Raw genomic sequence first — 15171 nt, 5'->3', positions numbered from 1 at the left:
TTTCGTAAATAAAAGCTGGACAATAAAAAAGCCGCTCTTTGCAGAGCGGCATAGGGCGATTGTATAATTATATGTGGATCCGTTTTGCATTTGTATAAAACAAAATGGATTCCCTTTATTTATGCTGGTTCAACTACAATTGCCGGCTGGAGTTTTTCCAGGATGCCATTCCATAAAACCAGGCGCATTTGCATGGCTTCCTGAACGGCCTGGGTAGCTTCTTCCCACTTCTGCGCATCGTTGCCACACAGTTCCTGGGTCATCTGGAAGGCCAGCTGTGCATGGTGCTCACCATCTACTTCTATATGTCTTTCCAAATAATATAGAAAGGTTTCAATTTGCCGGGGAAAGCTTTGGGCCAGCTCTTTTACAAAGCTGAGGAACATGCCGGGAATGAGGTCCTCGCGGCCAAAGGTAAATACCGCGGCCTGGCAATGCAGGGGTGCAGTAGCAATCAGGTTGAAAGTATGATTTACAAAATCAGCAACCGACTGCGGAACAGCAGCGGTAACAAGTGCGTCGTGTACAGGGCTGCCCTTACCAATGGCGGCAATAAAATTTTGGATGTCATCCGTTCCGGTACCCGTTGCTTGCATAGCCAGGAGGTACAGTTCGAAATGCGACATGCGGTTGCCGTGCTGGTCCACATCGCTTTCTTCACCCACCACAATTTCGTTGATCAAAAAGCGGGTATTGGCATTACCCACCGGCAGCCAGGGTGTGCCCACGCAGGTAAGATTGCGTTGCAAACTTTTGAGCAGCGACATAAAATCCCATACGGCAAAAACATGGTGCTGCTGAAACACCTGCAACTGCTCCAGGGTTTGGATGCTGCCATAAAGCGGGTGGTTCACCAGTTGGTCGTGTAGCGGAGCAACGGCAGCTTTGAGTTGATCGATCGGATTGTTCACGGGTGGATATTTTGCGCTGCAAAAGAACAATAAATAAGGTGGCGCCATGCAGGCAAACACAAAGATTCCCGATATAGTAAACCAGGGTAGTACAAAGGCCACAAACAGCAGGTAAGAGCCCTGCTTTTTACGATAAATGTTGTCAGAACAAGGGAACCAACCAGGCATTTACCACATGGTAAAATCCAAACCAACATTTGTTTTCAGTGGGTGGCAAAGGACTGCTTTTTATCCACAAATCGGCTCAAATGCAGCAGGGTAAAGGCTTTCAAGGATTTTAACAAGTCATTATATTAATAGTTGGCTTCCCCTATCTTTGGTTACATCCATTTTTAACCAAACCACCACCTGCCAACCAGTACCGAAACCACCAGCCCTTACCCGATTGCTTGCTGATGCTCCTTACTGTTTTATTGTGGCGTGTTTGGCTTGATTTAAAACAAACCTATCGCACATGAATTCTAACCTCGTGTATCTCGTTCCCTTAATGGGCCTTGTGGGCCTGCTGTACACCCTTTGGAAATTCAGTTGGGTAAGCAAACAAGATGCGGGCACCGACCGTATGCGCGAAATAGCGCAGTACATTGCCGAAGGTGCCATGGCCTTTTTACGTGCCGAGTGGCGCATCCTTACCTATTTCGGAATCATCGTGGCTGCGCTGCTTGGCTTTATGGGTAGCCGCAGCGAAGAGTCGCACTGGAGCATTGCCGTGGCCTTTATCCTCGGCGCTTTCTTTAGCGCACTTGCCGGTTATATTGGTATGCGTGCAGCCACCAAGGCCAATGTACGCACGGCGCAGGCAGCCCGCACATCCCTTTCCAAAGCCCTCCAGGTTTCCTTTACCGGCGGTGCCGTGATGGGTATGGGTGTTGCCGGCCTGGCAGTGCTTGGACTGGGCGGACTTTTTATCGTACTCATCAAATTTTTTGCACCCGACGCGCTGGCTACGGCAAAAGAAGTTACCCGCGCCATTGAAGTGCTCACCGGGTTTTCGCTGGGTGCCGAAAGCATCGCGCTTTTTGCCCGTGTGGGTGGTGGCATATATACCAAGGCTGCCGATGTGGGCGCCGACCTGGTGGGTAAGGTAGAAGCCGGCATCCCGGAAGATGACCCACGCAACCCCGCCACCATTGCCGACAACGTAGGCGACAACGTGGGTGACGTGGCAGGCATGGGTGCCGACCTTTTCGGTTCTTATGTAGCTACCGTGCTGGCTACCATTGTGCTGGGCCACGAGGTTACAGACAGCAATGGTGCGGCACTTAACGACACTTTTAATGGTTATGCCCCTATCCTGCTGCCCATGCTGATTGCAGGGGTAGGTATCCTTTTTTCCATCATCGGGACCTTCTTTGTGCGCATTTCCGATAGCGCGGGCATCAGCACTTCGGTGGTGCAGCGTGCGCTCAACCTGGGCAACTGGGGTTCCATTGTGCTCACCGCCATTGCTTCTTACCTGCTCTGTATTTTCATTTTGCCCGAAGGCAATATGTACCTCCGCAGTTTTGAGTTTACCCGTGGTGATGTTTTTGGCGCCATCGTAGTTGGCCTTGTTGTGGGTACGCTCATGAGTATCATTACAGAGTTTTATACCGCAATGGGGAAACGCCCTGTGATGTCCATTGTACGCCAGTCGGGTACCGGACATGCCACCAACGTAATCGGTGGTTTGGCTGTGGGTATGGAATCAACCTTCCTCCCCATCCTGGTACTGGCTGCCGGTATCTGGGGCTCTTACGAGTTGGCAGGTTTATATGGTGTAGCCATTGCTGCTGCGGGTATGATGGCCACGACCGCCATGCAACTGGCGATTGATGCTTTTGGTCCCATTGCCGACAACGCCGGCGGCATTGCCGAAATGAGCGAACTGCCTAAAGATGTGCGGGAAAAAACCGATACCCTTGATGCCGTTGGTAATACCACCGCTGCTACAGGTAAAGGCTTTGCCATTGCCTCGGCAGCCCTTACCGCACTGGCGCTTTTTGCCGCCTATGTTGGGGTGATCAATGCCAATGGGCTGGAGATGGACGGCATCAATATTTATAAAGCCGATGTGCTGGCCTCCCTGTTTGTAGGGGGTATGATTCCCTTTATTTTCTCTTCCCTGGCCATCCGTGCCGTAGGTGAAGCGGCTATGGCGATGGTAGAGGAAGTGCGGCGGCAGTTCCGCGAAATTCCCGGTATCATGGAAGGCAAGGGCCGCCCGGAGTACGACAAATGCGTGGCCATCTCCACCGAAGCTTCCATCAAAAAGATGATGCTGCCCGGCGCCATTGCCATCATCTCTCCCATCATTATTGGCTTTTTGCTTGGCCCCGAAGCACTGGGCGGCTTCCTGGCAGGTGCCACTGTGAGCGGTGTGCTGATGGGCATGTTCCAGAACAATGCCGGTGGTGCCTGGGACAACGCCAAAAAAAGCTTTGAAAAAGGCGTAGATATTAACGGCCAGAAATATTTCAAAGGTTCCGATCCGCATAAGGCTTCGGTGACAGGTGATACCGTTGGGGATCCCTTCAAAGACACATCAGGTCCTTCCATGAACATCCTGATCAAATTGATGTCCATCGTGTCCCTTGTTATTGCCCCTACCCTTGCCGGTATTTACGCGGGTGAAAATAATTCCGGCGCCGAAGCAGCGAATACAAAACAGGAGCGGTCTATTGCTACAAAGACCCCAGTTGCAACGAGCGGCACCGCCGTTATGTATAAATAAATATTCTGCTTTGTGAGAAGAACAAGAGCCCCCGCGTAAGTGGGGGCTTTCCTTTTACCCCTTTAAAGTTCCCGTAAACGCTGCACATGCAGTTTTGGCAAGAGCCGGTCCACATCGGCGCGGTGGCAAAGTTCGGTGCCGGGGTTCATGGTGGCAGCGGTGCCGGCAGCCACGCCAAAGCACAAAACTTCGGACAGGGATTTGCCTTCGGCAAGGGCCAGCACCAGCCCGGCCACCATGCTATCGCCGGCGCCAACCGTACTGCGTTTGCGTACCGGGGGTGGCGTCACCATATATACATATTCGGGGTTCACCAGCACGGCGCCCGAGGGGCCCAGTGAAACAGCTACCAGTTCGCAACCGCCCTGGGCAATAAGTTCCCGCGCCACATCGTCGACCCGTTCCAGGTGAATTTCCTCGCGGCCAACCAGGGAACTTAATTCCGCAAGGTTGGGCTTTAGCAGAAACACTCCTTCCCGGGCAGCTGCCCGCAGGGGCTCGCCCGAAGTATCGGCAATGAAACGGGCACCTTTCTTTTTGGCAATTGCAGCAAGCCGGGCGAAAATATCATCAGGCACACCCGGAGGCAGGCTGCCGCTGGCTACCAGGTATTCCATTTCCGGAACGGATTCAACAGCCGCTATACAGGCTTCCAGTTCGGCCGGGCTGAGCGGAGCGCCGGGCATGCCAAAACGGTACTGGTTGTTGGTAGCCTCTTCCACCACGATCAGGTTTTCGCGGGTTGGTGCTGCGGTAGGTACCACAACTGAAGTAATGCCGGCAGCGTCAAGCAAAGATTCCAGGTATTTTCCAGAATGACCACCTGCCGGGTAAATGGCCAGTGCATCGCCACCCAGCTGGCGGATGGCCCGGGCTATATTGATGCCCCCTCCACCCGGTTCAAATTTCGGTTCGCTGCAACGCAGCTTTTTTTCGGGCGCCAGGGCAGGTACAGCGGTGCTCTTATCTATGACGGGACTTAAAGTAAGGGTTACAATTTGCGACATGTGCGAAGTTTGTTTTAATACTGATCCTTCCGGCTGATCTATTTTAGAAGATGGTGCTACTACTTATTACGGGCACGCCTAAGCGCCTTTTCTATTTCCACAGCAAAGAAGACGATGGACGATAATGCAAATGCAATTCCCAGTTCTTTCAGGCTAAGCGGCCTGGTATGAAACACCGGCTGCAGGAAGGGCACATATATAACTGCCAGTTGCAAACCAAGGGTAAACATCACCGCCCAAAATAGGGGCGCATTGGAAAATAAACCTTGTTTAAAAAGCGAGGCATAATCGGAACGGATGGCAAAAACATGCCCCATCTGGCTAAAACAAAGCACTGTAAAAACCATGGTTTGCCAATTGTCCTGGTGGATGAACAAAGCCTGTGTGGCGATACTCACCGAACCCAGCAACAGCCCTACCCATATAATATGGTATCCCATACCGCCGGCAAATACCGACTCTTTCGGATGGCGGGGCGGCCGTTGCATGATATTGTGCTCGGCTGGCTCGGCAGCCAGCGCCAACCCGGGAAGGCCATCGGTCACCAGGTTGATCCATAAAATATGTATGGGTAAGAGCGGGATGGGCAGATTAAAAAAAGGCGCGAGAAAAATCAGCCAAATCTCACCGGTGTTGCCGGTCATGGCATACTTGATGAACTTGCGGATATTGTCGTAAATCCTCCTGCCGCTGCGCACCGCTTTTACAATGGTGGCATAATTATCATCCAGCAGGATGAGGTCGGCGGCTTCTTTGGATACCTCCGTACCGGTGATGCCCATGGCCACGCCGATATCGGAGCGTTTGAGGGAAGGTGCATCATTTACCCCATCGCCGGTCATGGCCACAAACTGGTTGTTGGCCTGGAGTGCCGAAACAATATGCAGCTTTTGTTCCGGCGACACCCGGGCATAGATCTGTACCTGGGGCACTTTTTGTTTCAACTCTTCGGAACTCATACCCGACAGGTCGGTGCCGGTGAGCACAGCCGCACCGGGGCCAACCATACCCAACCGCTCCCCAATGTTGTGGGCAGTAAGCGGGTGGTCACCGGTTATCATCACCGGCCGGATGCCTGCACCTGTGCATTCGGCAATGGCGGCTTTTACTTCTTCCCTCGGTGGATCGATAATGCCGGCAAGCCCTATAAATGCCAGGTCTTTTTCTATGCTTGCCGGGTCGATTTTAACAGGAAGCTCATCCAGGAATTTCTGGGCAAAGCCCAGCACCCGCAAGCCATTTCCTAATAATTTTTCATACTCCTGGCTGAACCCTTCCAAACCCGACCCGGTCTTTGCCTGTTGCAACAATACATCGGCAGCCCCTTTTGTCAGCACCCGGTACCCATTACCGTCTTTATGAATGGTGGTCATACATTTCCGGTCCGAATCAAAAGGAATTTCTGCCACGGGCAGAAATTGTTGCTCCAGGTTTTCCTTGTCAAAGCCCACAGAATGCGCCATCCGGTATAAGGCCACTTCGGTTGGGTCGCCGTTTACTTCGTTATCCTTGCCGATGCTGACATTATTATTGAGCGCCATTCCAATTAAAAGGTCCTGTTCCCTTGCACTTAGTGTTTGCCCGGCCCATTGATTTTTATCCAGCACCCTTTCATCGGCAAAGATCATTTCCACGGTCATCTTGTTTTCCGTGAGGGTGCCTGTTTTATCGGTACAGATATAAGTGACCGAACCCAGGGTTTCCACTGCAGGCAGGTTGCGTACCAGGGCTTTTTTGCGGGCCATGCGGCGGGCGCCAATGGCCAGTGAAATTGAAACCAGCGAAGGCAGGGCTTCGGGTATGGCTGCAACTGCAAGGGAAATTGCCGTCAGCAACATGGTAATGGGTTGCTCGCCCCGCCACAAACCAAACAGGAAAACCACCACGCAGATCACCAGAACCAAAAAGGCCAGCTTGCGGCCCAGCTCAGCCAGGCGTTTTTGCAGGGGTGTTTGCACTTCGGGTACTTCCAGCAGGGAGGCGATGCGGCCCAGTTCAGTTTGCATGCCCGTGGCAATGACCACCCCCCTGCCCTTTCCAAAAGTTACATGGGTGCTTTTGAAAGCCATATTGCTGCGGTCGCCCAAAGGAAGATTGTCTTCGGGCAAAGGTTCAGTTGCTTTATCGCTGGGCACCGACTCGCCGGTTAGGGAAGCTTCTTCAATTTTCAGGGCATTGGCAACTACCAGCCTGAGGTCGGCGGGCACCACATCGCCGGCTTCCAGCAACACCACATCACCGGGAACCAGGTTATCGGCTGAAATATCGGCTACCCTGCCACCGCGCAACACCCGGCAGTGAGCCACGGCCAGGTGCCGGAGTGCCTGCATGGCTTTTTCAGCACGGTACTCCTGCACAAATCCAAGAATAGCATTGAGCAAAACAATCAGGACGATGGCGATGGTATCGGCAATATCGCCCAGGATACCCGAAATAAAGGCTGCTGCCAGCAGCACGATGATCATGAAATCTTTAAACTGTCCCAGTACCATGGCCAGTACCGATTTGCGTTTGGCCTCTTGCAACCTGTTGGGTCCATACTGTTCAAGGCGCTCCTGTACTGCTGTTTCATCCAAACCCTCGGGCCTTGATTCCATTGCTTTCCAGATATCCTGTACCGGGTATTGATACCATTCCATAAGCGGGGTTTACCCGTTCAAGGTATTACATATATAATGTATAAAACCAGGGAGCAAATGGAAAGATTGATCCCTATAAAAACGCCCTGCCACAACAGGCAGCCTTTATTTGCTTTAGTAACAGAGGGCATAAAAAAAGGCCACACCCTAGGGTGCGGCCCATCTTTACGGTGCAATACACCTGAAAAATCTTAACGGAAGCGAGTCGAAATGGAATCAGCCATGGCCAGGTGCATCTGGATCTTGGGCGCCATATCGGTGGCAAAAGTGCGCAGCTGTCCGCTGGTTCCGGCGTTGATTTCGGTTTGGGCTATTGCCAGCGAAGCCTGGTGTGCAGGTACCTGTCCGGTGATATAAGCCGAATCGAAAGCACGGCCACTCAATCCCATCAGGGTGGTGCGCATGGTAGTACCCATTGCGTTCAGCGAATCGGCAGGCAAGTCGATGTCGAGGTCGTCGGCAATGTCGGCCAGTTGCGCATCGGCAGCGGTATGCTCAGTTATCATCTGTTGTGCAAACTGGCGGACTGAATCGTTGGTAGCCATGTTAAGGGCCATGTTGCTCAGGGCAATCTCGGTACGGTTGGAGAGGGTCATCTCGGCAACAAAGTTGCGGTCCTGTGCGCTGACATTGTCTTCATCATTGTCTGCTTTTTCGCATGCGGTCAATAAAAGGCCCAGGCTCAAAGCGCCAATGGTCAGGAAGTGTTTCATACACGAAGGGTGTTTTATGGTTAACAAAAAAATCCGGTTTGTTGCAGGGACTATTGCCATTTACAAATACTATGCTACAGCCGCCCTGCCCAGCTTAGTATTTTTTATTGCACGACAACTGAAATATTTTGTCAAGAGGCCCCAAAACAAAGCACGCCTATTATGGACAGCCACTCAACCCCTGGTATTTTTTACATTTGAATATGCCGCCTGCCATATTATATTATGCCATCCCTTTTTTTGTTTTGCTGCTGAGCATAGAGGCTTATTTGGCCTACCGAGAGCAAAAACATCAGTACCACACCCGGGACACCCTGAGCAGCCTTGCCCTGGGCATTGGCAATGTGCTCACCGGGCTGATCACCAAGGCCATCATCTTCGGAATTTTTTCCTTTTTATACCAGTACCGCATTTTCACCCTAGCCTCCGGCACCTGGTGGTTTTGGGTGTTGTTGTTTTTTGCCGATGATTTTTCCTACTACTGGTTTCACCGCAGCTCCCACCGGGTGGGCTGGTTTTGGGCTTCGCATGTAGTGCACCATTCCAGCCAGCACTACAACCTGGCAGCAGCTTTACGGCAAACCTGGACCGGCAACCTTACCGGCGCCTTTCTTTTCTGGGCCTGGATGCCACTGGCAGGCTTTCCGCCCATTTATGTATTGTTCATGCAGCAAATCAGCCTGATCTACCAGTTCTGGATTCATACCGAATGGATTGACCGGCTGCCCCGCCCATTGGAATTCTTTTTCAATACACCCTCGCACCACCGCGTACACCATGGCAGCGATGCCAAATACCTCGACCGCAACCACGGCGGTGTGCTCATTATTTGGGACCGGCTTTTCAAAACTTTTCAGCCCGAGGAAGAAAAACCAACCTATGGTCTCACCACCAATATTGGTTCCTTCAATCCCATAAGGGTGGCTTTCAAAACCTGGGGTGAGCTTTTTTCCCTGGCCCGCAGGTCAGGTTCCTTGAAAACAGGCATCCGCTACTTCCTGGCGCCTCCTGGTTGGCGACACGATGGTTTGGGTGCAACAGCGGAAGATTTAAGAAAAAAGCGTTTTACTGTAACAAAAGAACCAACTCCTTCGTCACAACCATTCAAATAGCGCATGCAGGCTGTTGCATGTTAAAAAAATATAAATAAGGACTTACCCTAAGCATCGTACGAAGCAAATCGTATATTCGTAAGGCAAAACCACGGGTCATGAACAAATACATCAAACCAACGGAAAGTGAATTGGAGATCCTGCAGATATTGTGGGAGAAAGGACTGGCCACCGTGCGGGATGTTCACGAATCGCTGAGCGCAACCAAGGACGTAGGCTATACCACTACCCTCAAGCTGATGCAGATCATGCATGAAAAAGGATTGGTTAAGCGCGATGAAAGCATGCGCACCCATGTGTACCAGGCCTCGGTGAATAAAGAAAGGACCCAGAAGCATATTTTGGGCAAAATGATCGATACCCTGTTTGGAGGCTCTTCCACCCAGCTGATCCTTCAGGCCCTCGGCAATACCGAGGCAAAAGCCACCCCTGAAGAACTGGAACAGATTCAAAAGCTTTTGGATAACCTCAAAAAGAATTAGCATGACCGGTTTCAGCCAATCGGCATTACTGCAGGCCCTTGGATGGGCTACCCTTAACAGTTTTTGGCAGGTGGGGATTTTGTGGTGTTTGTTTGCATTGGCTCGGCGGTTCCGGCCTTTGGGCCCGGGTATTCAGTACCGGGCTGCTGTGGGTTCCCTTGCGCTGGCATTTGCTGGTTTTGCCGGGAGCCTTTATTTATTTTACACCGGCACACTTAAGGTTAGCGCCCCCTTCAATTTGGGCAGGCTGAGTGATACGGCCTGGTTTTCGGCTACCCTCACCGCCGCTTCCCTGGCCTATATTGTTGTTTTGTTCATCCCTGTATCGAGGCTGCTGCACAACTGGCGCCTGCTTCACCACCTCCGCCGCAGCCAGCTGGCCAAGGCGCCGGTACAGTACCGGCTCTTTGTTCAAAGGGTTGGCGCCCACCTGGGCTTGCGCAAACCCGCAAAGGTTTACCTGTCGGCGTTGGTACAGTCGCCTCTTACCATTGGTTACTTCAAACCCCTGATTTTGCTGCCCGTTGCCAGCTTCAACCAGTTGAGCACCCAACAGGCGGAGGCCATCCTGCTGCACGAGCTGGCCCATATCCGCCGCTTCGATTTCCTGGTCAATATTGGGATCAGCATTGTACACACCCTGCTTTATTTCAACCCTTTTGTTCGGCTTTTTGTGCGGGTAGCCGAAGACGGCCGCGAAGGCTGCTGCGATAAAATGGTGTTGCAGTTTGGCTACGACCGGCTGGCTTATGCCAGCGCTTTGCTGCACCTGGAAAAACTTTCGGCTCCCCTGCCCCAACTGGCACTGGCAGCTACAGGCAAAAGCCAGCTGCTCAACCGGATTGAAGCAATCGTAGGACAGCCCGCCAAGCTCCCTCGCCTGAAATTCACCCATTTTGCCGGGCTTTTGGCCTCGGCACTTTGCCTGCTTGCCCTGCACTCTTTGCTGGTCATAAAGCAGCAATCAAGGGCAGAAAAGGGCAGTTCAATGCTCGATGGCTTTGCCAATCCTTTTGGACTGGCCCACCAGGACGAAGAAATGCTCGCCCCTGATGCTCCCCTAAAGCCATTTAAAAAACAAAACAACCAAAAAACTATTGCACTGAACAGCCCACCTCCGGAACCTATATTCCTTGATCCGGAACTACAACCCATGGCGCCACCTCCTCCGCCCATTGTACAGGTTGTAAATACCGAAGCCCCTATGGACCAGTTGGCAGCCCAGGAAAAAGAACAGGTTAATGAGGCGGTAATGACTACACAAAAAGCGCTGGCTACTTTGGAGTGGGAGAAGATGGAAGCCCAGATGGCTGATGCCTTGAATGAACAGGAGAAAGCAGAGGCACACCAGCAGTACCAGGAGCAACTTGCCGCCATCAATTGGAAGCAAATGGCCGATAACCTGGCCAGCAGGTACCACCAAACCAACTGGGATGAGATTAACCAGTATCTTGGAAATGCCCGGCAGCAGATGCGCCTGGATAGCCTGATGAATTCTTTGCAAATGGCTTTGAACCAACTGAACAGGGAAAGAAACCAACATGGCAACCCTGTTTTACCCGATTATTCCGTGCGGCAGATAGCAAACCTGCAAGAACACATTCAGCAGTCATTGGATAGCCTGCAGGAAGTCAGGATAAGACCTGTAGTAAAGTTTTAAATCAATCAAGATCACAGGATATTGCAAAGACGGTACTTACCGTCTTTTTTTATTGGGTAAAGTCAGGCTTTTAAATGCACACTTTGTTTCATGCTCCCGCAGCTGCCCAGTAACAGGTTAAGTCCCGCTTTTGATAAATTCTACCTGAGTTCTACTTAATGAAGCTACATCGTTGAAGCATCCAGCATCCGCCAGGTGAACCGTTGAATGCTTCCCACTCCCTTCTATAATCTTATTATATCGTATTAGTACCTGACTAATTAACAAGGTAATACCTGCCTTTTATTCCTGCCATTTTAACAGGGCTCTTACTTAAAATGAACAGCCTGCTTACTAAATAGGGTATTTGGCTTAAAGCACCAATCTTCTTACAACACCCATAACCATTCCTGTTTGGTTTATTGAGCCCTTTGGGAAAGAGGGTCACTCTTGCGACAAGTTGTTTCCTACACGCTTAACAGGTAATTTAAACCCCACCCAAACTATAATAAAATTAAAATAACTAATAACTGATAAAAATTAATACAAAACACAAACTGAACTGAGAGAAGTTAAAACTAAAAGCAGCAATCTATATCCTTTATTGATTTAGAAAAATATATCCAATTAAATATAAGTAGGTAAATGGATCAACTCTAGAGTATGATGTAAAAATAATAATGCTAGTTAGGTCATCTTATTAAATTTTATATGGTTTCTTAAAATAAATAAGTGTACAAATATCATAAAACATATTTGATAATATTTTTTATTAATTATCTGTTTATAATTTTTTGACATTAACAAAAAATTTTTGCTTTTTTATTTTTTATATACACTAATAATGACAAAAACTTGCAAATCCTTATGAATCAATCAATTATACCGCATAATCTATTATTTTACATGTCCTTTTTTCTCTCTAAATATTGTGACCTTAATATTCCTATATATCTTCATTTATTTTATTATTTAAAGCTTATAAGTAATTGTTTTTTAATTAAATAATCAGGTTTTGAAACACTAAAAAAATTGCCAATTATTTAATTCATTGAGATAATGTTTATTGCTAATTTTTTTAGTAATAATTTTTAAATTTTTTTTCCTTTTGCGTTCAATTATGCACAGTTTTTGACACCTTTATGCCAATGGTAAAAGCATTCAACATAACGTTACTTTCTTTTTCTTTGTTCTTATTGATTGGATGTACCAAGGTCAAAGAGCCAGAGTTTCGGCGCATTTCAGATTTTAAGGTAAAGAGCCTGGGACTTCAGGAAGCCAGGATTGGAATCAGCGTTGTGTATTTTAACCCTAATGGCTTTGGCGTTAATGTTAAAGAAGGTGCGGTAAATGTCTATTTTGATTCGACCTATATAGGACAGTTTACACAGCCGACAGGTGTGGAGGTCAAAAAAAATGCAGAATTTGCTATACCGCTTGAGGGGAGTGTACCAATTGCAAAAGCACTGAAACTAAAGGCGAGTGATATTCTAAATAAAGAAATACTGGTGCGGGCTGATGGGTCGGTTAGAGTTGGGAAAGGGGGAATCTTTGTAAGTAAAGACATTAAGTACCAGGGGAAACATAAGCTTGACCTGAACCTGTAAATAAACCACATAAAAAAACCAGCCATTTTGGCTGGTTTTTTTATTATTCTTTCATACCTCCCCCGTCTTCAGGCTTTTTACAACAAACAGGTAATCGCTTGTAAGAGTCAGGATTTGCTGTTACATCACCGGCATCATACCCTGCATTGGCGATGGCCGTTTTAATTTCTTCTTCGTTGATCCGGTCGGTCAGGTACTTTACAGTTGTTTCTTTCTTTTTGACGTTTACATTAACCAGACTCACCCCATCATACCTTTTGAGATAAGTTTCGATTTTCTTCTTGCACATTTCGCATTGAACAGAAGGAGTAGATATTTTGGTTGTCAGTACCGCCTTCGTTTGTGCCTGGCCTACTGCAAACCAGGCTAGGGCAAGCAGGGAGAAAAAGAGTTTTTTCATGGAGCTTATTTATTAGCTGAAATTATGAAAGACCTGTCCAGGATGCAGGATCCTTACGCCAGTTTAACAAAATTTCCAGCTGATCCTCCTGCACTACCCCTTTCTTTTGAGCCAATTCCAACAAGGTTGGATAGTCGGTCAGCGAGATCAGTTTCACGCCGGCCTGCTCAAAAGCATCTTTGCCGGCATCAAAACGATAATTGAAAATAGAGATCATACCTACCACTTCCAGACCTGCCGCACGGAGCACTTCAACCACCTGGAGGCTGCTTTTGCCAGTGGACACCAGGTCTTCAATTACTACTACTTTTTGACCGGTTTGGTAGCCACCTTCAATTTGATTGCCCAATCCATGCTCTTTAGGTTTGGGGCGAACATAAATAAAGGGCAGCTTCAACTGGTCTGAAACCATCGCTCCCCAGGCAATGCCGGCCGTAGCTACGCCCGCTATCAGGTCGGCTTCGGGGAACTGCTCAAATGCAACATTGCAGAGCTCGCTTTTTATATAATCACGAACAAAGGGGAAGGACAACACCTTGCGATTGTCGCAATAAATGGGGCTTTTCCAGCCACTGGCCCAGGTAAAAGGCTGGGTTGGGCTCAGCTTTACTGCATCTATCTGCAGCAGCTTTTCGGCGGTAACAACGGCATCTGTCATGCGGCGAAGTTAGGGTGCGGGCAAAAGCACACAAGCATTTGCAGCGCAATTCTATCCCGCGCAGCCACCCTTTTATCCCCATGAATGCGCCGGCCTGCAGAACCATCCTACATTTGAGGATGGAGTATACCCTTTACTTTGGACCCAAAAAACTGGTACTGACCAGCGCTCCCCCCGCAAACACAACGGGACAACACGCTGCCCCTGTTATTCCGTTCACACAGCAAGCCGATATGCAAACGGCCAAAAAAGCCATCGGGCAAAGCCCAAGTGTTTACCTGGTAGCTCCCGATACGGCACTGTTGCTGGAAGCGGCAAAGGCACATTTTGCCTTTATACAGGCTGCTGGCGGGCTGGTGCAAAACGCTAGTGGTGAAGTATTGCTGATTTACAGAAAAGGCAAATGGGACCTGCCCAAGGGCAAGCTGGACCCCGGCGAAGACCTACCCACCTGCGCTGTGCGGGAAGTAGGGGAAGAAACAGGCGTGGGCCAGCTAAGTATCATCCAGCCCCTGTCTCCTACCTACCATACTTATTTTATGGCAGGGCAACACTGCCTCAAAGAATCGCATTGGTACCTGATGCGCACCCAACACACCGGCCCCATGCAACCCCAGCTGGAAGAAGATATTGAAGCCTGCATCTGGGTTGATCCTAAAAAACTGGCAGGCTACCTCACCAATACCCACCCGTCTATTGCCGATGTTATAAGCGAGGCTGCTCCCCTTTTGTAAACAAAAAAGGCTGCACCTTTTATAAGTGCAGCCTTTTTCATGGTATTCCATTTTCAAATTACGTATTGCCTTACCGGAGGTGCCTGTATGGCCCGAAGCACCGCATCGGGAACAAACTGGCTCACGTCGCCGCCATGCCTGATTACGTCGCGCACCAGGGTAGATGCAACGGAGGTATATTTTGGCAAACAGGTCAGGAAAATGGTTTCTATGCCAGGGTCCAGGCTCCGGTTCATATCGGCAATGGCCTTTTCGTATTCAAAATCATTTACATAACGGATACCCCTCAGGATATAGCTGGCGCCAATCCGCTTGCAGCAGTCAACAGTAAGTCCCTCGTAAATGACGGTTTCCACCTTGGGCTCGTGTGCAAAGATCTCGTTGATCCAGGCGGCACGCTGCTCCGGCGCAAACATGGGCGCTTTATTGGCATTTACGCCAATACCGATCACCAGTTTATCAAACAAGGGCAGCGCACGCTCCATGATGTCGAGGTGGCCAAAAGTGATGGGGTCAAAAGTGCCGGGAAAAAGGCAGATGCGTTCCATACGGGTTA

General features: G+C 49.5%; 13 protein-coding genes. 6 read left to right on the top strand and 7 right to left on the bottom strand.

Annotation, left to right across the window (positions count from 1 at the left end; all coding sequences use genetic code 11):
- Positions 1 to 119 precede the first annotated feature (119 nt).
- Entirely contained in the window at positions 120 to 911 is a 792-nt protein-coding gene (locus BUE76_RS11255; protein WP_245798406.1) for a DUF3050 domain-containing protein, read from the bottom strand.
- A gap of 454 nt (positions 912 to 1365) precedes the next feature.
- On the opposite strand from BUE76_RS11255, the gene BUE76_RS11250 reads away from it, so the two are divergent.
- Complete coding sequence (locus BUE76_RS11250) at positions 1366 to 3624, top strand: sodium-translocating pyrophosphatase (RefSeq protein WP_073046294.1); 2259 nt, start codon at positions 1366 to 1368, stop codon at positions 3622 to 3624.
- A 62-nt stretch (positions 3625 to 3686) separates the two neighbouring features.
- On the opposite strand, the gene BUE76_RS11245 is transcribed toward BUE76_RS11250, so the two are convergent.
- The 3 genes from BUE76_RS11245 to BUE76_RS11235 all read right to left on the bottom strand — a co-directional run bounded on the left by BUE76_RS11245 (position 3687) and on the right by BUE76_RS11235 (position 7983).
- The gene (locus tag BUE76_RS11245; protein WP_073046292.1) at positions 3687 to 4631 is read right to left on the bottom strand and encodes a 1-phosphofructokinase family hexose kinase; all 945 of its coding nucleotides are present in this window, start codon (positions 4629 to 4631) and stop codon (positions 3687 to 3689) included.
- A gap of 59 nt (positions 4632 to 4690) precedes the next feature.
- Positions 4691 to 7270, bottom strand: a complete 2580-nt coding sequence (locus BUE76_RS11240) for a cation-translocating P-type ATPase (RefSeq protein ID WP_073046290.1) — start codon at positions 7268 to 7270, stop codon at positions 4691 to 4693.
- Positions 7271 to 7461: 191 nt separating this feature from the next.
- The gene (locus BUE76_RS11235; protein ID WP_073046287.1) at positions 7462 to 7983 is read right to left on the bottom strand and encodes a DUF4142 domain-containing protein; all 522 of its coding nucleotides are present in this window, start codon (positions 7981 to 7983) and stop codon (positions 7462 to 7464) included.
- Between the two features lie 203 nt (positions 7984 to 8186).
- Here BUE76_RS11235 and BUE76_RS11230 point away from each other — a divergent pair, with 203 nt between their 5' ends.
- From BUE76_RS11230 to BUE76_RS11215, 4 genes are all read left to right on the top strand, one after another.
- Positions 8187 to 9095, top strand: coding sequence for a sterol desaturase family protein (locus tag BUE76_RS11230; RefSeq protein WP_073046285.1), 909 nt, complete (start codon positions 8187 to 8189; stop codon positions 9093 to 9095).
- 98 nt (positions 9096 to 9193) lie between these two features.
- Positions 9194 to 9577 (top strand): BlaI/MecI/CopY family transcriptional regulator, encoded by a 384-nt coding sequence (locus BUE76_RS11225; RefSeq protein WP_073046283.1) that lies wholly within the window; start codon positions 9194 to 9196, stop codon positions 9575 to 9577.
- Position 9578: 1 nt separating this feature from the next.
- Positions 9579 to 11237: a M56 family metallopeptidase gene (locus tag BUE76_RS11220; RefSeq protein ID WP_073046281.1), complete on the top strand. Its 1659-nt coding sequence runs from the start codon at positions 9579 to 9581 to the stop codon at positions 11235 to 11237.
- A 1127-nt stretch (positions 11238 to 12364) separates the two neighbouring features.
- The gene (locus BUE76_RS11215) at positions 12365 to 12823 is read left to right on the top strand and encodes an NDR1/HIN1-like protein (RefSeq protein ID WP_158069958.1); all 459 of its coding nucleotides are present in this window, start codon (positions 12365 to 12367) and stop codon (positions 12821 to 12823) included.
- 43 nt (positions 12824 to 12866) lie between these two features.
- On the opposite strand, the gene BUE76_RS11210 is transcribed toward BUE76_RS11215, so the two are convergent.
- Positions 12867 to 13223 carry a heavy-metal-associated domain-containing protein gene (locus tag BUE76_RS11210; protein WP_073046277.1) on the bottom strand — a complete coding sequence of 119 codons (357 nt, stop codon included), beginning with the start codon at positions 13221 to 13223 and terminating at the stop codon, positions 12867 to 12869.
- Positions 13224 to 13245: 22 nt separating this feature from the next.
- Positions 13246 to 13881: an orotate phosphoribosyltransferase gene (gene pyrE, locus BUE76_RS11205; protein ID WP_073046275.1), complete on the bottom strand. Its 636-nt coding sequence runs from the start codon at positions 13879 to 13881 to the stop codon at positions 13246 to 13248.
- A 119-nt stretch (positions 13882 to 14000) separates the two neighbouring features.
- Between pyrE and BUE76_RS11200 the strand changes: the two genes are divergently transcribed.
- Positions 14001 to 14615: an NUDIX hydrolase gene (locus BUE76_RS11200; protein ID WP_158069957.1), complete on the top strand. Its 615-nt coding sequence runs from the start codon at positions 14001 to 14003 to the stop codon at positions 14613 to 14615.
- A 53-nt stretch (positions 14616 to 14668) separates the two neighbouring features.
- Here BUE76_RS11200 and coaD read toward each other — a convergent pair whose 3' ends face one another.
- Positions 14669 to 15163, bottom strand: a complete 495-nt coding sequence (gene coaD, locus BUE76_RS11195; protein ID WP_073046271.1) for a pantetheine-phosphate adenylyltransferase — start codon at positions 15161 to 15163, stop codon at positions 14669 to 14671.
- Between the last annotated feature and the right edge of the window lie 8 nt (positions 15164 to 15171).

Origin of the sequence: Cnuella takakiae (assembly GCF_001953305.1) — a bacterium.
GTDB lineage: Bacteria > Bacteroidota > Bacteroidia > Chitinophagales > Chitinophagaceae > Flavisolibacter > Flavisolibacter takakiae.
This window is presented reverse-complemented; position numbering and strand designations above follow the sequence as displayed.